At 38.3% G+C, this 20,488-nt stretch carries 19 protein-coding genes and 1 other RNA gene; 5 read left to right on the forward strand and 15 right to left on the reverse strand.

All coding sequences use genetic code 11. The features are described 5' to 3' along the window. Positions 1 to 3: 3 nt before the first annotated feature. From celB to IGK86_RS09670, 12 genes are all read right to left on the reverse strand, one after another. Positions 4 to 1,359: a PTS cellobiose transporter subunit IIC gene (gene celB, locus IGK86_RS09615; RefSeq protein WP_002384702.1), complete on the reverse strand. Its 1,356-nt coding sequence runs from the start codon at positions 1,357 to 1,359 to the stop codon at positions 4 to 6. An 18-nt stretch (positions 1,360 to 1,377) separates the two neighbouring features. Beyond that, positions 1,378 to 1,707 (reverse strand): PTS sugar transporter subunit IIB, encoded by a 330-nt coding sequence (locus IGK86_RS09620; RefSeq protein ID WP_002357981.1) that lies wholly within the window; start codon positions 1,705 to 1,707, stop codon positions 1,378 to 1,380. A 19-nt stretch (positions 1,708 to 1,726) separates the two neighbouring features. Continuing rightward, entirely contained in the window at positions 1,727 to 2,680 is a 954-nt protein-coding gene (locus IGK86_RS09625) for a N(4)-(beta-N-acetylglucosaminyl)-L-asparaginase (protein WP_002380170.1), read from the reverse strand. A 169-nt stretch (positions 2,681 to 2,849) separates the two neighbouring features. Further along, positions 2,850 to 4,148, reverse strand: coding sequence for a Sapep family Mn(2+)-dependent dipeptidase (locus IGK86_RS09630; protein ID WP_016617196.1), 1,299 nt, complete (start codon positions 4,146 to 4,148; stop codon positions 2,850 to 2,852). Further along, on the reverse strand, positions 4,145 to 4,909 hold the full coding sequence (locus IGK86_RS09635; RefSeq protein ID WP_002357984.1) for a GntR family transcriptional regulator, LSA1692 subfamily: 765 nt from the start codon (positions 4,907 to 4,909) through the stop codon (positions 4,145 to 4,147). The genes IGK86_RS09630 and IGK86_RS09635 overlap by 4 nt, the downstream gene beginning before the upstream one ends. Before the next feature lie 171 nt (positions 4,910 to 5,080). After that, positions 5,081 to 5,728, reverse strand: coding sequence for an endonuclease III (gene nth / locus IGK86_RS09640; RefSeq protein ID WP_002357985.1), 648 nt, complete (start codon positions 5,726 to 5,728; stop codon positions 5,081 to 5,083). Between the two features lie 14 nt (positions 5,729 to 5,742). Further along, positions 5,743 to 6,459, reverse strand: coding sequence for a DnaD domain protein (locus tag IGK86_RS09645; RefSeq protein ID WP_002361632.1), 717 nt, complete (start codon positions 6,457 to 6,459; stop codon positions 5,743 to 5,745). A gap of 32 nt (positions 6,460 to 6,491) precedes the next feature. Then, entirely contained in the window at positions 6,492 to 7,988 is a 1,497-nt protein-coding gene (locus tag IGK86_RS09650) for a carboxypeptidase M32 (RefSeq protein WP_016617195.1), read from the reverse strand. 17 nt (positions 7,989 to 8,005) lie between these two features. After that, entirely contained in the window at positions 8,006 to 9,169 is a 1,164-nt protein-coding gene (locus IGK86_RS09655; RefSeq protein WP_002357989.1) for a THUMP domain-containing class I SAM-dependent RNA methyltransferase, read from the reverse strand. A gap of 237 nt (positions 9,170 to 9,406) precedes the next feature. Then, positions 9,407 to 9,775: RNase P RNA component class B (rnpB, locus tag IGK86_RS09660), an RNA gene on the reverse strand. Positions 9,776 to 9,882: 107 nt separating this feature from the next. Further along, complete coding sequence (gene gpsB, locus IGK86_RS09665; protein WP_010775738.1) at positions 9,883 to 10,293, reverse strand: cell division regulator GpsB; 411 nt, start codon at positions 10,291 to 10,293, stop codon at positions 9,883 to 9,885. A gap of 93 nt (positions 10,294 to 10,386) precedes the next feature. Next, a complete protein-coding gene (locus IGK86_RS09670; protein ID WP_002360568.1) occupies positions 10,387 to 10,929 on the reverse strand; it encodes a DUF1273 domain-containing protein in 543 nt (180 codons plus the stop codon). Between the two features lie 62 nt (positions 10,930 to 10,991). Between IGK86_RS09670 and recU the strand changes: the two genes are divergently transcribed. Then, positions 10,992 to 11,609, forward strand: a complete 618-nt coding sequence (gene recU / locus IGK86_RS09675; RefSeq protein ID WP_002388848.1) for a Holliday junction resolvase RecU — start codon at positions 10,992 to 10,994, stop codon at positions 11,607 to 11,609. Between the two features lie 41 nt (positions 11,610 to 11,650). Further along, positions 11,651 to 13,987: a PBP1A family penicillin-binding protein gene (locus IGK86_RS09680; protein WP_016617194.1), complete on the forward strand. Its 2,337-nt coding sequence runs from the start codon at positions 11,651 to 11,653 to the stop codon at positions 13,985 to 13,987. 83 nt (positions 13,988 to 14,070) lie between these two features. Here IGK86_RS09680 and IGK86_RS09685 read toward each other — a convergent pair whose 3' ends face one another. The 3 genes from IGK86_RS09685 to IGK86_RS09695 form a co-directional block, all read right to left on the reverse strand. Then, positions 14,071 to 15,681 (reverse strand): CTP synthase, encoded by a 1,611-nt coding sequence (locus IGK86_RS09685; protein WP_002357995.1) that lies wholly within the window; start codon positions 15,679 to 15,681, stop codon positions 14,071 to 14,073. Positions 15,682 to 15,988: 307 nt separating this feature from the next. After that, complete coding sequence (rpoE, locus tag IGK86_RS09690; RefSeq protein WP_002357996.1) at positions 15,989 to 16,606, reverse strand: DNA-directed RNA polymerase subunit delta; 618 nt, start codon at positions 16,604 to 16,606, stop codon at positions 15,989 to 15,991. Between the two features lie 76 nt (positions 16,607 to 16,682). Further along, entirely contained in the window at positions 16,683 to 17,120 is a 438-nt protein-coding gene (locus IGK86_RS09695; protein ID WP_002382132.1) for a DUF1934 domain-containing protein, read from the reverse strand. 331 nt (positions 17,121 to 17,451) lie between these two features. On the opposite strand from IGK86_RS09695, the gene IGK86_RS09700 reads away from it, so the two are divergent. Genes IGK86_RS09700 through yidA form a run of 3 tightly spaced genes read left to right on the forward strand, consistent with a single transcriptional unit; the run spans position 17,452 to position 20,465 of the window. Then, positions 17,452 to 18,267 carry a lipoate--protein ligase family protein gene (locus IGK86_RS09700; protein ID WP_016617193.1) on the forward strand — a complete coding sequence of 272 codons (816 nt, stop codon included), beginning with the start codon at positions 17,452 to 17,454 and terminating at the stop codon, positions 18,265 to 18,267. Next, positions 18,264 to 19,634 carry a dNTPase gene (locus IGK86_RS09705; protein ID WP_002357999.1) on the forward strand — a complete coding sequence of 457 codons (1,371 nt, stop codon included), beginning with the start codon at positions 18,264 to 18,266 and terminating at the stop codon, positions 19,632 to 19,634. Before IGK86_RS09700 ends, IGK86_RS09705 begins: the two co-directional genes overlap by 4 nt. Positions 19,635 to 19,652: 18 nt before the next feature. Further along, positions 19,653 to 20,465 carry a sugar-phosphatase gene (gene yidA, locus IGK86_RS09710; RefSeq protein ID WP_002377829.1) on the forward strand — a complete coding sequence of 271 codons (813 nt, stop codon included), beginning with the start codon at positions 19,653 to 19,655 and terminating at the stop codon, positions 20,463 to 20,465. The last annotated feature ends 23 nt before the right edge of the window (positions 20,466 to 20,488 follow it).

Here is a 20,488-nt window from a genome sequence, read left to right on the forward strand (position 1 = left end):
TATTTATAAATCATCGAAGTCAAAGGAATCAAAATCAATTTCTTCACTCTCTTCTTCTTGTGCTTTCCATTCTTCACGTAAATATTGGTCATCCATAACTCGAATAAAAGGATAATAAATGAACATTCCTAGTACCAATAAGAGAGCTTGCAGAATTGATCCTTGCCAACCGCTGACTAAAAATCCTGAGATAATTGGCGGAGTCGTCCACGGCAATTGAATACCGTTCGTCAATGGAACTAAGCCCCAATCCATAGCAAAATAGGCAATAATAATATTAATTGCGGGTACTAAGACAAATGGAATTAAAAGGATTGGATTTAAAACAATTGGTAACCCAAAAATGATTGGTTCGTTAATCCCAAAAACACCAGGAATTAGTGAAAGTTGCGAAAGCTTTTTAATTCGTTGACTTTTACAGAATAAGACCATCACAATGATTAATGAGAGTGTGGAACCGGCGCCACCAAATGTTGCAAACATATCTTGAAATTGTCCAGTGATGATGTTGGGAATTTCATGACCGTCTTTAAATGCTTGTAAATTTTCAACAGACAATGCCCGCAAAACAGGATTAAAGACTGCGCCAACCACGCTACCTCCGTTAATGCCAAAGAACCAAAAGAAGTGTAAAAATAAATAAGCAATGCTCATCGCACCTAAGGTATTACCAAGACTCAATAAGGGCGTTTGTAGAAATTCAAAAATAACATCTTGTAAATTACCATAAGGAGTTAAAGCAGCCAGCCAATTGACTAAAAACATGAGAGTAACAACTAAAAAACTCGGAATCAGGGCCTCAAAAGACTTAACCACTGTTGGTGGCACTCCTTCTGGCATTTTTATTGTCCACCCTTTACGAACAATGGCCACAAATAAACGAGTCGCAATTAATGCGACAATCATTCCTAAAAACAAGCCACTGGAACCCATCCATTTTAAAGGTAAACTGGTAACTTCATAAACCTTTGAACTATTTTCCGGTGTAAATAATGTTTGATAAGGCGTTACAATAAAAAATGAAACCAATGCGATAATTCCTGCTTGCATTGCATCCACATTGAATTGTTTTCCTAAACTATAGGCAATACCGACAACGGCCAGAATAGTCATTACATCAAAACTAGCACTAGCTGGAACAGACATCATTGTCGCCCAGTCTTTACCAAGCAAATGAGACATCCAAGTATCCCATTGTGGCAAAGGAAAATTAGCAATTAATAAGAAGACCGAACCAACAATCAACAAGGGCGTTGATAAAAGGAAGCCATCACGAATCGCTACTAAATACTTATTTTCTCCTATCACTTTTGCCAAAGGGGTCAATACGCGCTCTAACCAATCCAAAAATTTTTGCACGGTCGTCACTCCTATCTATTATTTTTTATTTTGCTTAATTAACCGCAGCGCTTCTTTCAATGCTTTTTCGCCATCCATCATGCCATAAATTTCTGGCGCAATTGCAGCGACAGGAATCCCTTGAGGAGCAAATTGTTCTTTTGTTTTTTCTAATAAAAAACGGACTTGTGGTCCTAATAAAATAGCAACAGGCTTCTCTGCTTCAACCACTTCTTGTGCTCTTGCAATAGGAAAAGCAGTAATCATTAAAGGCATTTGATGTTTTTCCACCACTTCCATCATTTTATTCACCATAATACTTGTAGACATTCCTGCATCACAAAAAAGATAAATTTGTTTTTTACTCATGTTCCTTCACTCTCCTCATTTATTCAATTGGTGCTTTGATTCTTTTTTCATAGGCCGCTAACCATTCTTGTGAAATCGGCTGAATCTCTGTGGTATGATTCTTGCCTGGATTTGCAATATAGATTTCTGGTTGCTGCATATCAGTACCAACTGTAAAAGTAAATTCCACATTCGTAGCTACGCCCCAGTCTCCCTGTTTGTTCATGGCCACTAGTGAAAAAGCTCCTGCTTTCCCATAACGTTGGGTCAATTTTTCATGAAAAGCATAGACGGCTTGATCACATGCTTGTTGTGGCGAGCACCCTTCCCCCATTAAACGGACGATTTCATAAGAAAGACAGCCTTTCATTAAATCTTCACCTAATCCTGTAGCCGCAGCACCACCAATTTCGCTATCAACATAAAAACCAGAACCTGACAGTGGTGAATCACCAACACGTCCTGCTTTTTTCATGAAGAGTCCCGAACTGGAAGTGCCAGCTGCCATTGATCCTGTTTGGTCTAACGTAATAGCGCCGACAGTATCATGCCCATCATAGGGGTTCAACTGATTTTCCTGAATTTCTTTTAAACGCTTTTGCCACCATTGATTAGCGCGTTCTGTCAACATATTCTTTCTTTCAAAACCGTGCAACATTGAATATTTCGTTGCACCTGCGCCAACACGAAAACTATTAAACTTCTCTTTACTTAATGCTTTAGCCACTGAAATCGGATTTTTAACATCTGTAATTCCTGCCACAGCACCAATTGCAAATGTGTCTCCATCCATATAGGCAGCATCCATTTCTAAAATCCCTTCCTCATTAGGTAAACCGCCGTAGCCCACTGACTTATAAAAAGGATAGTCTTCTACTTCTTTAATTAATTGTTCCACGGCCGTGCCTGCAGCACCTCCTTGTTGTAATTCTTCTGTAGCTTTTAGTAACCCATCATGTGCCATCCGCCATGTCGCAATTGCACCCCAAGTCATTTTCCATCCGCCCTTTCGTTAACGCTTACATTTCCCCATCATTATAAACTAGTATATACTGTTTTGTATATACTGAAAATGAAATTTTATACAGAAAAATAGAAGATACACGTATGCGACCTCTACGAAACACATTGGCTCCTTCTCATACGTGTATCTTCTATTGGTTTTATGCTTCTGTTAATGCAATCATCGCTTGCATATAGATTTCCAGATTAAGCAGTAAATCTTTTTCATCCATATATTCATCTTGGTTATGCGCAATGCCTTTTTGACCAGGAAATGATGGACCAAAAGCAACGATATTCGGCATAAAACGAGCATACGTAGCACCTGTAGTTGTGACTGGCGTCCCATCTAAGCCAGTAATTTGTTCATAAACCTTGGTTAATTTTTGAACATTGCGCTCATCTTTTGGAAACAGCGTACTAGGGAGGCGGCGGATGACGGTCACTTCACTTTCTGGAAATAGTGCCTTCGTTAGCTGCGTGGTTACTTCGTTTTCTGTAATAGAAACAGGATAACGCACGGCCAATGATAACACCAATTGCTGTCCTCGTTTTTCCAACGCATAGGGCGTTAAAATCAATTGCCCGCTATCCTGATCCTTAAAGTCCAGAGCTACTCCTTCGCCATAGTGCTTTTCATGAAAACTAGCCGTTAACCAGTCGAAATACTGTAATAAATTTCCTTTGACTAACTGTTCCTCGCTAATTTTCTGTGCCAATAAAGTAATCGCGTTCTTGCCTAGTTCTGGCGCATTGGAAGGAGCACGTTTTCCCGTGATTGCTGTTGTTTTTCCTGCAATCACCACACTTAATTGATCAGGCACATGGTCTTTTGCTTGATCACCCATAATCTGACCAATTTGTTCACTTGAATCATCTGGGATGGTCGTTGTGATTTCATAATTAACAATCCCTCGCTCCCCATAAACTACTGGATATTTACAATCTGGAGTAAATCCAAAAACGGGTGCGTTTTCCTTCTCTAAATATAAGGGGATATCTCCACTCCCACTTTCTTCATCCGTGCCAAACATTAAGCGAATGGTTTTCTTTGGTTGGTAACCAAGTTCTTTCAGTAATTTCATTCCATACAGGCAAGCCAATATAGGACCTTTATTATCTAGAATTCCTCTACCATACAAACGTTGATTTTTTTTCGTTAATTGAAAGGGCGGCACTGACCAGCCAGAACCTTCTGGTACTACGTCTAAATGACCAATAATCCCCAGGTATTCTTCCGCTGTTCCCCATTGCGCATAGCCAACTGCGTCATTGACAATCTCAGTTTGAAAGCCATAACGCTCTGCAAGTTTCAGCGTTTCTTCCAAGGCTCTTTTCGGTCCTTCGCCAAAAGGGGCCTCTTTTTTAGGCGACCCTTTCACACTTCGAATCTCCATAATTTTGTTTAAGTCTTCATAAAATAAATCTTTTTGAGCGGCTATTTCTTCTTTAATCTTCATTCGTTCCAAGAACCTCCTAGCTCCACTTGGTTGTTTTCAGACGGGCTATAACGGGTCAGTGTGTTTTTAAATGTGTACCGATCTGCTCGATATAAAGAGACATCATATAAAATGGGGGTTGCATCAAGCGCATAGGTGATAGAGTGGACTTGTAAAAGTGGCTGGCCCACAGGAACATTCAATAATTCTGAAATTTCCGCTTCAACTAAGATTGCTTCAATTTCTTGATGCGAATAAGCAATCTCGACGTTCTTCTCGATTAAGCAGAAAAGAGAGCCCTCGAAGTCTTGCTTCGTATGGCCTTGTACGTATGCCTGTGGCAAATAAATTTTTTCAACTGTCATTGGCTCGCCGTCTAACATTCGGCGGCGAATCAGTTCATAAATTGCCTCATTTTTGCCCACTTGGAGCGCCTCCCGAATTTTCTCAGCGGGATGTACTACTTCTTCAAAGGAAATGACTTCTGTCTGGCTTTTTTTCCCGTAAGCTTTGGCTGCCTCAGTAAAACCTTGTAAGCCAGCACGACCACTTTGAATTTTCGCTTGCGACATCACATAACTACCTTTACCATGTCGTTTTACCAAAATATTTTTGCGAATCAAATCATCAATCGCTTTACGGATGGTCAAGCGACTGCAGTTATATTCTTTAGCTAAATCATATTCTGAAGGTAATTTTTGTGCACTTACATACAGACCGTCTCGAATCTTCTTTTCAATTTCTGCAGAAATTTGCTTAAATTTGGGTGCATTTTCTGTCATTTCATCGCCTATCTTTCTTCAAAAAAATAAATTTCCTAGTATATACCACACTGTCTATACTAAATCAATTTTTAAGAAACCGCAATCATTTGTTGCGTTTCTTAAACATCAAAAAAGAAAGCGAGCCACAAGTCGGTTGGACTTGTGGCTCGCTTTCTTAGGAAAAATATGTTATTTCCCTTTCATCCGTTCTTTGCCTTCTTGACACATATAGAGTAGCGGACAGGCTTCACATTTAGGCGCTCTTGCTAGGCAGTGATAACGCCCAAAGAAAATCATGGTATGGTGCGTTTTCACCCAGAGTTCTTTCGGAACTTTACGCATTAAGGTTTGCTCAACTTCAGTAACATTCGCATTTAGCTTACAAATTCTAAGGCGCTTGGACACTCGTTCCACATGTGTATCTACTGCAAAAGCCGGTTCGCCGAAAGCATCTCCCATTACTACATTGGCTGTTTTTCTCCCCACGCCAGGTAAACTGACCAGTTCATCTCTGGTTTGCGGAACTTCTCCATTGAAACGTTCTAAAAGTTGTTGTGCGCACGCTTTAATATTTTTTGCTTTATTGCGATATAAGCCAATGGTTTTTATTTTAGCAATAATCTCCTCCACCGGTGCAGCTGCTAAAGCTTCTGGTGTTGGAAAAGCTGCGAATAAACCAGGAGTCGCTTTATTTACCGATACATCGGTTGCTTGCGCACTTAAAATCACAGCAATTAATAATTCAAAAGGATTCTTATGTTTTAATTCACATTCTGCATTTGGAAACATCTCATACATAATTTCAATAGCTTCCATCGTTTTCTCTTTTGATAGCATGGCCCACCTCCTTTTTATTCACTGTCTTCTGGATTTAACCAATTGTGTAATGTAACCTTTGGTAACGCTTCTTGTGTCTGACCTTGTTGTTCAATCTCATTTTGAATCATAGAATCTTTTCGTTTTTTCTGATCAGCAGCCACTTGTTCTTTGGTGGTAATATTTTTACGCTCCCACGCAAGTAAAATACGATCAATATATTTCAAACTATACGCCTGATTTAAAACAGCTTCTCGCAACGCTAACCGGATTAATTCAGGGGAATAATGGTCCGTGTTCAACCACTGACCAATCATTTCTAATTCAATGGGTGAAAGTGGACGTCCGAATTCTTTTTCAAAGCCTTGGTAAAGCTGTTTAATTTCATCTTCGTGGTTTGCGACAACTTGTTTTTCTTTGCTCGTTTGTAAAAATAATTGAATCTTTTGAAAAACAGGCAGTAAATCATACGTATCCATCATTTGACCTTTTTGGTTTTGTTGTGTTTCAATTCGAATAAATCCGCGAGAAACCAATTGATTTAACAACTTATAAATCGTATCTGGCGTTTTGCCCATCGTCTCTGCAATCGCCATTAAGTCTGGAAATAAATCGCCTGCATTTTGCGAACGAAAAAGTTGCAGTAAAAAGAGAAATTCATCATCTTTCAAACCAATTTTTTGGTAATGATCAAATAGTAAGTTTGAGATTGTTGTTTCACCAGCTTCTAAATATTCACGAATTGATAACATTGTTGTTGTCCACTTCCCCTTGCTTGTTTCACTTATTGCACTTGATAAACATCAAAATAAATAGCTTTCATATAATCAATTAAATAACTAGGATTCAATTCTTCTCCCGTTGCATCATAAATTAATTGATTTGGTTTACGTGAAGCGCCGTACTGATGAATATGTTGTGTTAACCATTTACGGATATCAGAATAATCCTCCGAAGCTAAAATTTCATCAACAGATAATTCTTGTTTCATTGCGTGAAATAGTTGCGCGGCGTACATATAACCCAAGGCATAAGATGGGAAATAACCAAAGCTACCTCCAGACCAATGAACATCTTGAAGGATACCTTCTAAATCATTTTCAGGTGATACGCCTAAGTACTCTTGGTATTTTTCGTTCCACACTTTTGGCAAATCAGCGACTTCCAAAGAACCATTAAATAACATTTTTTCAATTTCATAACGAATAATGATATGCAAAGGATAGGTGAGACTATCGGAATCAATCCGAATCAAACTTGCTTTCGTTTCTTTTAAAGAAGCATAGAAATCTTCAAAAGCAATATCATCAAAAGTACCTTCTGCACATTCTTGGAAAAACGGGTATTGTTTTTGCCAAAAAGCTCGGTTGCTACCAATGATAATTTCATTAAAGAGCGATTGTGATTCGTGAATCCCCATAGAGGCACCTTCGCTTAGCGGCGTAAAGTCAAATTTAGGATCAAAATTTTGTTCATACATCCCATGACCCGCTTCATGAATCACACCAAATGTTGCCATTGAGAAATTATTTTCTTCCCAGCGCGTAGTAATCCGCGCATCATTTCGATTTAGAGCTGTCATAAATGGATGAACTGTATCATCTAATCGACCTTTTGAAAAATCATAGCCTAATTGCTCAACCACACCAATCACAAAACGGCGTTGTTGTTCTTTGGTCATTTTTCTAGATAAAAAGTCAGTTCTAGGCGGCGTACCTTTTTCTGCTAAAACGGTCCGAATTTCTTGAATCCCTTGTTTTACTTGGTCGAATACTTGGTCTAGCTTCTCAACCGTCATCCCTGGTTCAAATTGATTTAATAACACATCGTACGGTGTTTTTTCTTCTTTTTGCCAATAAGGAATGAACTCTTTTTGGAACGCAACGACCTTCGTTAAGGTTTCTTCTAACAAGCCGAAATCTTGTGCAGCGCGTGCTTTTAGCCAATCTGTATGTGCTTGGTTTAATACTTTAACATATTCTTGCATACGTTCAGCTGGAACATTTTTATTCAAAGCATATTCTTCTTTTACTTTTTCAAAAACCAGTTTCCCTAATTCAGATAATTCTTCAGGGCGTGTCTCAAAATAGGCCAATGCTTCTTGAATAACTGGGCCAATACTTCGTTCAAAATATAATCCGGTTAAATACCCTTCTACTTCTCCTCGAAAAGGACTACTTTTTTCTGGCATCCCAGTTGATGAATCCCAGTCTAATAATGTCAAGGCATTTTTTAGTAATTGAATTTCTTTCACTTCTTGTAAAAATACAGCTTCCTTCATTTTTTACACCAGCTTTCTTAGTCTTCCCGTGGTTTTCTTGGTGGACGTGTTCCCCAGTATTGGAATAAATCTGTTCGTAAGGCTCCGTTGTAAAGCTTCCGTTTTTTAGTAGCTTTGGCACCATAATATTCTTCAAAAGCAAGATCACTCGTCAGTATATACTTGCTCCAAGTAGTTAACGGACGGAAAACATGGCCCATTTCTTTATACAAACGACGAACACTTTCCTCTTCTCCTAAACGCTCACCATAAGGCGGGTTAGCTACCATTACACCATATTCCTTCTCGGTTGTAAAATCTTTTAATGCCAATTGTTTAAAGGTAATTGAATCACCTAAACCAACTTCCTCAGCATTCGCTCGTGCGACTTCAATCATTCGCCCATCAACATCTGAACCACAGATATCTAATTCAACATCGTAGTCTGCCTTTGCCTCGGCTTCGTTACGTACTTTTTCAAAAATTGCTGGATCAACCCAATCCCATGTTTCACAAGTGAAACTACGATTAAAGCCAGGGGCAATGTTATGGCCAATTAATGCTGCTTCAATACAAATTGTTCCAGAACCACAAACTGGATCATAAAAAGGACGATCTTTGCGCCAATTGGTCAACATCACTAAAGCAGCTGCCATGTTTTCCTTAAGAGGTGCGCCCCCCTTTTCAATGCGATAGCCTCGTTTAAATAAACTTGGTCCAGTCGTGTCCAACGTCAACGTCACTTTATCTTTTAGCAGAGCCACTTCTAATTTAAACAAAGCTCCTGTTTCGGTTAAAGGCACCGTCGCTGGACGATGGTAAACTTCTCTTAAACGGTTAACAATGGCTTTTTTGGTGATGGCTTGGCAATCAGGAACACTATACAATTTTGACTTAATTGATTTACCTGCAACTGGAAATTCTGCATCTAAAGGCAAATAATCTTCCCAAGGAAGTGCTTTAACTTTTTCAAATAATTCATCAAAACTATAGGCGTTAAATTCGCCAACGACGATTTTAATCCGATCTGCTGTTCGTAGCCATAAATTGGCAGTAGCAATTGTTTCAACTGTGCCTTCAAAGACGGCCCGACCATTTTCTACTTCACAGGGAATCCCTAAATCACGCAATTCTTTTCCAACTAATGCTTCTAAGCCACTAGCAGCCGTTGCAACAAGTTTGAATGTTTTTTCTTTCGTCATAAAAACTCCTTCTTGACTCTTTTTTATTGTCTGGAGCTAACAGTCCTGCCGACTACTGCTCCGCTTGTTTTTTGTAATTGTCCGCTTTCTCTGAACTAAACGGGCCTGTCCCGGCCTCTTTAGAACAGATAGCTTACTACTTTTATCTCAGTTTCTTTATTTTAACATTTTTTTATTCTTTTCGTAAAAAAAGCCTTCACAACTACGTTGGAAGGTCTTCCTGAATTACTTGTAATTTTCTATAAGCCATGTTCTGTATCACCAATTCTTCAGGAAAAATTGGTGACGGTCATCATCTATCTGCAGAGTAAACTCTGCCTCTTCTACTCGTTCATTTCCTTTAGAAGAGCGCCCCTACCATTGTTTGGGTTGCTCGCTCGAGGGGTTTACCGCGTTCCACCGATGGAGTTTCCCACATCGCTTCGTCACTGTGGCACTTTCAAGGATACTTTGACATAGTCGAAACCTTAGTCATTTTTCCTGCCGTTACTCTAAAAGAGTACCTTAGCTTATGATTTCGCTAAGCACGAACACTACAAGCATCTCAGCTTGTGCGAGCATGGACTTTCCTCAGCTTGCAAAAGCAAACCGCGATCACCCGAAAATTACAAATCTGTTTAAACGAACAGCAAAAATTTATACACTAAAACAAGTGTCCGCTATTCTAACAAATGCTTTCTGTTCCTCGTGAAAACTTGACTTAAATTGTCTTGTTAAAATTGACGTGTTTGTGCATTATCAACATCATGGTTCGCTGGTTCTGCAGTCATTGACGGTGCGGAAGGCGTTACAGGTGTTGAAGGTGTTTCATCTAACTTTTTACCAAAAACTTCACGCTCTAAGTTTGATAAACGTTTTAAAATATCAAAGTTGGTCACTGCTGCACTTTTTGGTACTTCTTGAGCAACACGAGGCGTTGGTTGGTTTTTTGATAATTGGTCTAATTTTGCCATTAAGCGGCTGTTTTCTTCTTGCAAGCTTAATAATTCTTTATTATAAGCTTCGTAGTCTTTAATAACATTGTCTAAAAATTCGTCTACTTCAATCGGGTCATACCCGTTCATCATTTTCGTTTTAAATTCTTTTTGTAAAATGTCTTTAGGACTATATACTAAATTTGCCATGTTTACACCTCATTTGTTTATTTACGATAGAAAATTTCATAGTTCCACAAATACTATTGTAACGAAAAATAGCTAGAAAATCAAACAGATTCTCTAATCAATCACCGAGTTTTGTAAATCATCCATTGTAATTAAGCGAATATCATAGGGTTCTCGTTCCGAAAAATGTTGTGCATCCTTTAAAAAATACTCCGTTTTGCCAGGGTACTCTTTGTCATAAATAAGTAAGCTGCCCCCAGAATGTTCCAAAAGAAATTTTGTATGCATTTTTAATTGTGCTGGCGATTGATAGGGCTGGTGACTTACTGAGTTGATATAATCAGCCAAACTTTCCGCTTTCGTTAACAGTTCTCGATTTTGTTCATTCCAATTATTGCCAAAGTCTTTAAATGGATAAAGCAAACCTAGCTGGACTTCTGGATATTCCGTTTTTAATTCCCCAACTACTTCAGCTGTCCAAAGTTCAACACCTAAATTGCCAGAAATCAAAATCCATTCTACTCCCGCTTCAATATAACTGGCTAACTCTTTTTTTAAGACATTTTTAATAACTGTGATTTTCGGGTCTTTTCCTTGAAATATCCCCAATTCAAAGCTGCGATAACCGGTGACATAGAGGGTTTTTATCATTTCCATAAGTCATCCCTTTTCTTTCAGGTCTTTTTTTTGGTATAATACAGGCTAGGAGTGTGATAAACGTGACGTTCCATTATCCTAACGGAATACCTTATAATCATCATGAAGCACAATCACCAAAAAAACAAGTAAAAAAGAAACGCCCCGTTGAATTTGGTAATCGTGGGATGGATTTCGAAGAAGCGATCAATCAAAGCAATCAATATTATCTATTGAATAAGCAAGCAGTCGTTCATAAGAAACCCACTCCTGTTCAAATTGTTAAAGTAGATTATCCCAAACGAAGTGCGGCTGTTATTAAGGAGGCCTACTTTAGACAAGCTTCAACGACTGATTATAACGGTGTATATCAAGGCCGTTACATAGATTTTGAAGCGAAAGAAACGAAAAATACCACGTCCTTTCCCTTTAAAAATTTTCATCAACATCAAATTGATCATATGGAACAATGTATAGCACAACAAGGGATTTGTTTTGTGCTATTATGGTTTTCAAGCTTAAAACGCTGCTTCTTTTTTAGTGGTGAAAATCTAATAACGCATTGGAAAAACCAAGCAGTTACTGGAAAAAAATCTATGCCGCTTGCACTCATCGAGAAAGAAGGAATTGAATTATCTTTTGGAATCGCACCGCGAATCCCTTATCTCGACGCAGTGGAACAATATATTCAGACACACTAGATTCATAAAGTTTTGAAAGTATAACAAAGGAGTTGCTATTTATGCCAACCGCAAATTCAGGCTCGCGAGCTGCTAGACATGCATCCAACACCTCATCGAAGTCGAGTTACAAGAAAAAGACACAACCGCCGAAAAAGAAAAAACGGCTTGTTTTAAAAATCTTTCTTGGCTTACTTATCGCTGGGATGGTCGCTTTTTTAGCAGGCGTTGGTCTTTTTTGGTTCTATGCACGACAAGCCCCAAAATTAGAAGATGACAAACTGAATGCGACAGTTTCATCGAAGCTTTACGATATTAATAATGAAATTTTTGAGGATTTAGGCGCAGAAAAGCGTGAATTAATTCAACCAAATGATGTGCCTCAATTATTAAAAGATGCCATTGTTTCTGTCGAAGACCGTCGTTTCTATAAACACATTGGTGTGGATCCGATTCGGATTATCGGTTCTGCCCTTTCAAATGTCAAAAATGGTGGATTACAAGGCGGAAGTACCTTAACCCAACAATTAATTAAATTGTCCTACTTCTCTACAAAAGAATCTGACCAAACCTTGAAACGGAAAGCACAAGAAGCATGGATGGCTGTTCGTTTAGAACGTGAAAAATCAAAAGAAGAAATTTTAACTTACTACATTAACAAAGTCTACATGGCGAATGGTTTTTATGGAATGGAAACAGCGGCTGAAAATTATTATGGTAAACATTTATCTGAACTTGATTTACCACAAACGGCCCTACTGGCAGGAATGCCACAAGCGCCAAACTCATACGATCCCTATACAAAACCAGATACTGCTAAAGAACGTCGGGATGTTGTACTTTACACAATGTACGACAATAAAAAAATCTCGAAAGCAGAGTACGAAAAAGCTAAAGCTACCCCAATCGATGAAGGCTTAGTGCCATTAAAAGCCAGTGATGACAATCGAAAAGTCGTAGATAATTACGTCAAAGAAGTAATCAATGAAGTGAAAGCAAAAACTGGTAAAAATGTTTACACAGACGGACTAGATATCTACACAAACTTAGATATGAATGCCCAAAAACAACTTTACGATATTGTCAACAGTGATCAATACGTTGCGTTTCCAGATGATAAAATGCAAGTGGCTTCAACCGTTATTGATGTTGCCTCTGGACAGGTCCGAGCACAAATTGGTGGTCGTCACATTCCTGATGATGTGCAATTAGGAAACAATTTAGCTGTTAACACCCAACGTGATGTTGGTTCAACTGTGAAACCAATCATGGATTATGGTCCCGCAATTGAGAATTTAAATTATTCGACAGGTCGCCTCATGGTGGATAAACCAACGAAATATCCTGGTACCGACATTGATGTCTTCAACTCTGATTTAACATACCAAGGCGTCATTACTATGCGCCGTGCGATTATGGGTTCTCGTAACACGACCGCGGTCCAGACGTTTGATGAAGTTGGTAAAGAAAACATCATGCCTTTCATTAAAGGGCTAGGAATTGACTATAAAAACTTAGAAGCCTCGAATGCCATTTCAAGTAACACAAGCGATGTAGATGGCGATAAATATGGAATTTCCTCATTGAAGTTAGCAGCAGCTTATGCGGCTTTCGCCAATAACGGAATATACAACAAACCGTATTACGTAAACAAAGTCGTTTTCAATGATGGAACTAGCGTTGATTATCAGCCTGATGGTAAACGTGCGATGAAAGACTCTACCGCCTATATGATGACGGATATGTTAAAAGATGTTTTAAATGGCGGAACAGGATTTAACGGCGCCATTCCAGGCTTAATCCAAGCGGCCAAAACAGGGACTTCTAACTATACTGATGAAGATTTAGCGCGAATGGGCACAACAGAAAAAGGAATTGCCCCGGATAGTACCTTTGTTGGTTATACAACACACTATGCCGTTTCTGTTTGGACTGGATACAATGATCGAAATACACCAATCTATCAAGAATACTATGGAATTGCCTCGGATGTTTATCGTGAAATAATGAGTTACTTGTCTCAAAATGTTTCAAACGATGACTGGGTGCAGCCAGACAGTGTTGTGCGTGTAGGTAATGAATTATACGTGAAAGATGCCTATGAGGTACCAAATGTACAAGTTTTACCAAGTACTACCTCTTCAGCACCACAGCCGAAATCTAGCAGTACGGTGGAATCCTCTTCCACAAAAGAAGCGGAAAGTTCATCAAGTTCTAGTTCAGAAAGTGCGCCTTCTTCCTCTGAAGCGCCACCATCAACCGAACAGCCGGCAAGCTCTTCCTCAGCAGAGCAACCGGCAACATCAGAACAACCACCTGAACCTTCAAGTTCTAGTTCACAAGAACCGCCGCAACCACCTGAAAGTAGTTCTAAACCAGATGAAAATAAAGCAGCATAAAAAGTACGGGGCTCATGATGAGCCCCGTACTTTTTTAGATTAAAAATGGACGAAGTGAACTGAATCACTTCGTCCATTTTTGCTTATTTACTTTCTTTATTTGCCAAAGCTGCACCAACAAATCCTTTGATTAAGCGTTGTGGGCGATTTGGACGAGAAATTAATTCTGGGTGGAATTGACAAGCCACAAAGAATTGTTTTTCAGGAATTTCAACAATCTCAACTAAACGATTATCTGGTGAAACTCCAGAGAAAACTAAGCCATTTTCTTCAAATAATTGACGGTATTTGTTGTTAAATTCATAACGATGACGGTGACGTTCTTGGACAACATCTTCATTTCCGTATGCTGCCGCAGTTTTCGTTCCTTTTTTCAATTTACATGGATATAAACCTAAACGTAGTGTGCCACCTAAATTCTCAATGTTTTCTTGATCTGCCATTAAATCAATAATGTTATTTGTCACGTCAGGATTAGTTTCTGCAGAACCAGCATCTTCTAAGCCCACAACGTTACGACCAAATTCTACACAGGCCATTTGCATACCTAAACAAATACCAAGGAATGGTACGTCATTTTCGCGAGCAAAACGAATCGCTTCAATTTTTCCTTCAATTCCACGATCACCAAAACCACCAGGAACCAAAATACCATCTGCTGAACCAATTCTTTCAGCGACATTTTCAGCAGTTAATTCTTGTGAATCAACCCAATCAATTTCGATATCTGAATCAAAATCAAACCCAGCATGTTTTAATGCTTCTACAACAGAAATATAGGCATCTGGTAATTCAACATATTTACCAACCAGCGCAATTTTTGTTTTCTTTTTCAAGTTAAGAACTTTTTCTTCTAATGCACGCCACTCAGTCATGTCTGCAGCCGGTGCATCCAATTTTAAATGATCACAAACAATTTGATCCATGTTTTGTGCTTGAAGTGCTAATGGAATGGAGTATAACGTTTCAACATCACGAGATTCAATTACCGCTTCCGGATTAACATCACAGAATTGTGCTAATTTGTTTTTAGTGTTTTGAGAAACAGGTAATTCCGTACGGACCACTAAAATATTTGGTTGAATCCCTAAACTTCTTAATTCTTTGACACTATGTTGTGTTGGTTTAGTTTTCATTTCGCCAGCCGCTTTTAAGTAAGGAATCAAGGTTGTATGGATGTACATTACGTTGTCACTACCCATATCAGCTTTCATTTGACGCAATGCTTCTAGGAAAGGTAATGATTCGATGTCGCCGACAGTACCACCTACTTCTGTGATAATCACATCGGCATCCGTCATTTTCGCTGCACGCATGATTTTTTCTTTGATTTCATTGGTAATGTGTGGAATAACTTGCACTGTTGCACCTAAGTATTCCCCTTTACGTTCTTTACGTAAGACTTCTGAATAAATTTTCCCAGTGGTTACGTTTGAGTATTTATTTAAGTTAATATCAATAAAACGTTCATAGTGACCTAAGTCCAAATCTGTTTCGGCACCATCATCTGTGACAAAAACCTCTCCATGTTGGTAAGGACTCATTGTCCCCGGATCCACATTAATATATGGATCGAATTTTTGAATCGTAACTTTTAATCCACGATTTTTTAATAATCGTCCTAAAGATGCTGCGACAATCCCTTTTCCAATAGAAGAAACCACGCCACCTGTAACAAAGATGTATTTTGTCATAATAGTTAAAAACCCTTTCTTTGATAATATTTTGTAGAGAGAAGTAAAACAACTTTGAGACTCTTACGTTTCTCCAAATAAAAAAGAAACAAAAATAGAAAAGCTCCCTATCCATTACGAATAGGGAGCTTGTAAGTTCGTTCAAACTTCTGACCTTCTTAAAGGTGCCCAAGTAGTATAATACAAGCAAACGGACATCAGGTCAAGTACTTCTATTCAAGAAAATAATTTTTTCTATTTTCTCATTTTTCTTAAGCATTCAACTAAAAAGCTTGACTCCTTCTTAGGAATCAAGCTTTTTAGTTTCTTACTCTTCAGAATATTCGTCATCAAAATCGTCTTCATCTTCAACATCATCGTCATCAATGATCGTTAAATCTTCTTCGATTTGCGGAATGTCTTCTTCATCATCGTCTGAATCTGCACCAATCTCTTGTAAGTCAGAGTTGTATGCTTTGATTTCTTCATCTTCATCTTCTTCATCATCGTACAAGATGTCTTCTTCATCATCATTTGTTAATTCAGCATCTTCTGGATCGTCATCGTTATAGTCAATTACATCTTCATCGTTTGGATTAGTGATGAAGGCATTTACTTTTTTACGTTTTCTACGACGTGGTGCATCTTCTTCGTCTTCTTCCAAGCCATGTGTAACTTCTTCATCGATTGAATCGATTGGATACCATGAACGTAAGCCCCAACGATTGTCTCCCAATGAGATAAAGCTACCGTCGATGTTTAAATCTGTATAAAATTGTGCTAATTGGTCACGAATTTCACTATCAGACTTGCCAAGATAATTTTGGATTTGGTTAACTAAATCAGAAAAATCCATTACATCTGCATGTTGTTCTAAAATAGCGTGTGCTACTTCAATCATGGATAATTCTTTTTTGTTTAACCCTTCAAATACATTAATTTCCAAGAGGTACACGTCCTTTCACAGTCTACTCCTTATCATACAAAAACATTGAAAAAAAATCAATTCTATTCTGCAATATTTATGCAGTAAATTCTAATTCTAAATGATATTCTCCGATTCGCTCTGTTTGAGAGTATAAATCATAATCAACTAAAATCTTACCAGACATTGGTTGATCTTTTAAACTAACACGCAAATTATGTGTAAACGTACTAATCTGTAGCAAGCCATAAGGGGTTCGATAACTTGTATCTAATTTTTCCTGATAGCCAAATCTTAAACGCATCCGTAATTCACCGGCACGAATCAGCTGAACATGCCCGTCTGGTTCAATTTTAATGGTTACGGGGGTTGGTTCTGTATCCTCTAATAATTCTTCTTTGTAACGAATGTATAATGTATCACCCATTTTTACTAATTGACCTTCTAAGTCAAAGAAAAAATCTTTTTGTTCGTTGCCTTGTTGGACAATCGTTTTTAGTTGAATCGATACAGGAACGCCTGTTGATAAATCCATAATGGTCACTCCTTTTCCAAAATATAACTTTCTTATTGTTGACTTTTTCAATGTATTTGTCAACTAAAGTCAATTTTTCCTTGCTTATGTACCTTTTCTTATTGTATAAGCTCTTTTCACGGGTTGCAAGCATTTGTTTCATCTATTTAATAAGAAAACCGTTTACTATTTTAGAGAATTCCTTCAGAATTCGTTTATATAACATGCTTTTTTGCGTTTTTTGTATATAATATAAGAGAGAGTAAGAAAATAAACGTATTAAATGACGTAATTATAAATAGACAGGACGTTTTTTATGAGCACAACTTTTCCCCTTCACACTGAATCATTTATGCTCCTTGATTCAGGTTGTTTAACAAACAGTGACTATTTTTTACCTTTTGCCTTGACCGATGTTTTAACCACTTTTTCAGGAATGCAGCACCAACCAATCATTCATTTCTGGCAATTGGATCAAGCTATGATTCTTGGCATGAAAGATACCCGTGTACCTCATCTAAAAGAAGGAATCGCTTCTCTGCAAGAAAACGATTATTCTGTAGTCGTTCGCAATGCCGGCGGTTTAGGGGTGATTGCCGATTCGGGTATTTTAAATGTTTCACTTATTTTACCAAATAATTCTGAACACAAATTAAGTATCGATGCGGCTTATGAATTAATGTGGGCTTGGCTCCGTCAGAGTTTTCCGGAGAAAGAGATTGATGCCTTTGAAATTACTACATCCTATTGTCCCGGTACTTATGATTTAAGTATTGGCGGTCAAAAGTTTGCTGGGATTGCCCAACGACGCGTCAAAGACGGTATTTCTGTCATGATTTACATCAGTGTTAACGGCAATCAACTTGCTCGTGGAGAAGTGGTGCGAGACTTTTACCTTGCTGGCTTACAAGAACAATTTGGTGAAAATGGCTATCCACCCGTTGATCCAGCAGTGATGGCAAATTTAGAAACCCTGATTGAGACTCCATTAACAATAGACGCCGTAAAAACCCGTTTAATCGAAGCATTACCTCAACAATTTGAAAAATCTATTGATCCAAACTTAACCGAACCAATTATAACCTCGGAATGGTTCCAAACAAATTTAACTGTCCAGCTGGAAAAAATGGCGCAACGAAACGCCTTAATTAAAGGAGAGATCGTATGACGATTCCGTATAAAGAGCAACGATTACCAATCGAAAAAGTTTTCCGTGATCCCGTCCATAATTATATTCATGTCCAACATCAAGTGATTTTAGACCTTATTAATTCTGCTGAAGTGCAACGATTACGTCGCATTAAGCAACTAGGTACTTCTTCTTTTACGTTTCACGGTGCCGAACATAGTCGTTTTTCCCATTCTTTGGGTGTTTACGAAATTACACGTCGGATTTGTGAAATTTTCCAACGTAACTACTCTGTGGAACGATTAGGTGAAAACGGCTGGAATGACGACGAGCGCCTGATTACACTTTGCGCAGCTTTATTACATGATGTCGGTCATGGTCCTTATTCACATACATTCGAGCATATTTTTGATACAAACCATGAAGCAATCACGGTCCAAATCATCACCTCACCAGAAACGGAAGTCTATCAAATTTTAAATCGTGTTTCGGCAGATTTTCCTGAAAAAGTCGCCAGCGTTATTACTAAACAATACCCAAATCCTCAAGTGGTGCAAATGATTTCTAGTCAAATTGATGCCGATCGCATGGACTATCTGTTACGTGATGCATACTTTACAGGGACTGAATACGGAACCTTCGATTTAACTAGAATTTTACGTGTGATTCGACCCTACAAAGGAGGCATTGCCTTTGCTATGAATGGGATGCATGCGGTGGAAGACTATATCGTTAGTCGTTACCAAATGTATGTCCAAGTCTATTTCCATCCTGTTTCTCGTGGGATGGAAGTGATTCTTGATCATTTATTGCATCGGGCGAAAGAATTATTTGAAAACCCTGAATTTGACTATGATTTACAAGCCTCTCTGCTTGTACCATTCTTTAAAGGGGACTTCACCTTACAAGAATATTTAAAATTGGATGATGGCGTCCTCTCTACGTACTTTACACAATGGATGGATGTGCCTGATTCAATTCTAGGTGATTTAGCCAAACGTTTCCTTATGCGTAAGCCTCTGAAGTCAGCCACCTTTACGAACGAAAAAGAGAGCGCAGCAACGATTGCTTATTTAAGGGAATTGATTGAAAAAGTTGGTTTCAACCCTAAATATTATACTGCCATTAATTCAAGCTATGATTTACCTTACGATTTTTATCGTCCAAATAAAGACCGTCATCGTACACAAATTGAATTGATGCAAAAAGATGGCTCATTAGTGGAATTGGCAACGGTCAGTCCCCTAGTTGCAGCACTTGCTGGTCAGAGTCAAGGAGATGAACGTTTCTATTTCCCTAAAGAAATGCTTGACCAAGGAAATAAAAAACATTACGATTTATTTGATGAGACGTATCGTGAGTTTTCAAGTTACATTCATAATGGTGCGTTAGTTTTAAAAAAATAGGTTTTCTAGGAGGATTCTATGTCAATTAAGTTAGTTGCTATTGATATCGACGGAACATTGCTAAATTCACAACACAAGATTACCCCACGGGTCAAAGAAGCGCTCCAAAAAGCAAATGAGCAAGGCGTTCGTATTGTTTTATGTACAGGCCGTCCTTTGCCAGGCGTGAAAGAACAATTGGATGAATTAGCCTTATATGGTGAAAATGATTTCGTGATTACCTACAACGGTTCGCTTGTCCAAGCAACCAAAGATAATACGATTATTTCACGCTATACCTTGAGTTATGAGGATTTTTTAGAAATTGAAATGTATTCTCGTAAAGTCGGCGCTCACTTGCATACAATTGATGATTCCGCTATTTACACTGCCAATCGCAATATTGGTAAATATACGATTCACGAAGCATCTTTAGTGAACATGCCTTTGAAATATCGTACGGTGGATGAAATGACACCAGAGATGAACATTATTAAAATGATGATGATTGATGAGCCGGAAGTTTTAGATCCTGCCATTGCAAAATTACCATTACATTTTACCGAAAAATATACGACTGTTAAAAGTACGCCTTTTTACTATGAAATCATGAATAAAAATGCTAGCAAAGGCAATGCTCTAGCAAAATTGGCAGACCATTTAGGCTTAAATAAAGACGAAGTGATGGCCATTGGTGACAATGAAAATGACTTATCCATGATTGATTACGCTGGGATTGGTGTTGCGATGGGCAATGCGACAGAAAATGTTAAAACAATTGCCGATGTGCATACCACTAGTAATGACGAAGATGGTGTCGCTCAAATTATTGAAAAAATGGTTTTAATTTAAACATTCTTTTCAATAACAATAAC

This window comes from Enterococcus sp. DIV1206, assembly GCF_051712485.1.
GTDB classification, from domain to species: domain Bacteria; phylum Bacillota; class Bacilli; order Lactobacillales; family Enterococcaceae; genus Enterococcus; species Enterococcus faecalis.

What these genes read in the sequence shown, in the direction of transcription:
- IGK86_RS09620 (WP_002357981.1), bottom strand. Translation starts at nt 1,707, where the DNA reads ATGAGTAAAAAACAAATTTATCTTTTTTGTGATGCAGGAATGTCTACA.
- IGK86_RS09625 (WP_002380170.1), bottom strand. Translation starts at nt 2,680, where the DNA reads ATGACTTGGGGTGCAATTGCGACATGGCGGATGGCACATGATGGGTTA.
- IGK86_RS09630 (WP_016617196.1), bottom strand. Translation starts at nt 4,148, where the DNA reads ATGAAGATTAAAGAAGAAATAGCCGCTCAAAAAGATTTATTTTATGAA.
- IGK86_RS09635 (WP_002357984.1), bottom strand. Translation starts at nt 4,909, where the DNA reads ATGACAGAAAATGCACCCAAATTTAAGCAAATTTCTGCAGAAATTGAA.
- nth (WP_002357985.1), bottom strand. Translation starts at nt 5,728, where the DNA reads ATGCTATCAAAAGAGAAAACGATGGAAGCTATTGAAATTATGTATGAG.
- IGK86_RS09645 (WP_002361632.1), bottom strand. Translation starts at nt 6,459, where the DNA reads ATGTTATCAATTCGTGAATATTTAGAAGCTGGTGAAACAACAATCTCA.
- IGK86_RS09650 (WP_016617195.1), bottom strand. Translation starts at nt 7,988, where the DNA reads ATGAAGGAAGCTGTATTTTTACAAGAAGTGAAAGAAATTCAATTACTA.
- IGK86_RS09655 (WP_002357989.1), bottom strand. Translation starts at nt 9,169, where the DNA reads ATGACGAAAGAAAAAACATTCAAACTTGTTGCAACGGCTGCTAGTGGC.
- gpsB (WP_010775738.1), bottom strand. Translation starts at nt 10,293, where the DNA reads ATGGCAAATTTAGTATATAGTCCTAAAGACATTTTACAAAAAGAATTT.
- IGK86_RS09670 (WP_002360568.1), bottom strand. Translation starts at nt 10,929, where the DNA reads ATGGAAATGATAAAAACCCTCTATGTCACCGGTTATCGCAGCTTTGAA.
- IGK86_RS09680 (WP_016617194.1), top strand. Translation starts at nt 11,651, where the DNA reads ATGCCAACCGCAAATTCAGGCTCGCGAGCTGCTAGACATGCATCCAAC.
- IGK86_RS09685 (WP_002357995.1), bottom strand. Translation starts at nt 15,681, where the DNA reads ATGACAAAATACATCTTTGTTACAGGTGGCGTGGTTTCTTCTATTGGA.
- IGK86_RS09695 (WP_002382132.1), bottom strand. Translation starts at nt 17,120, where the DNA reads ATGGATTTATCAACAGGCGTTCCTGTATCGATTCAACTAAAAACGATT.
- IGK86_RS09700 (WP_016617193.1), top strand. Translation starts at nt 17,452, where the DNA reads ATGCTCCTTGATTCAGGTTGTTTAACAAACAGTGACTATTTTTTACCT.
- IGK86_RS09705 (WP_002357999.1), top strand. Translation starts at nt 18,264, where the DNA reads ATGACGATTCCGTATAAAGAGCAACGATTACCAATCGAAAAAGTTTTC.
- yidA (WP_002377829.1), top strand. Translation starts at nt 19,653, where the DNA reads ATGTCAATTAAGTTAGTTGCTATTGATATCGACGGAACATTGCTAAAT.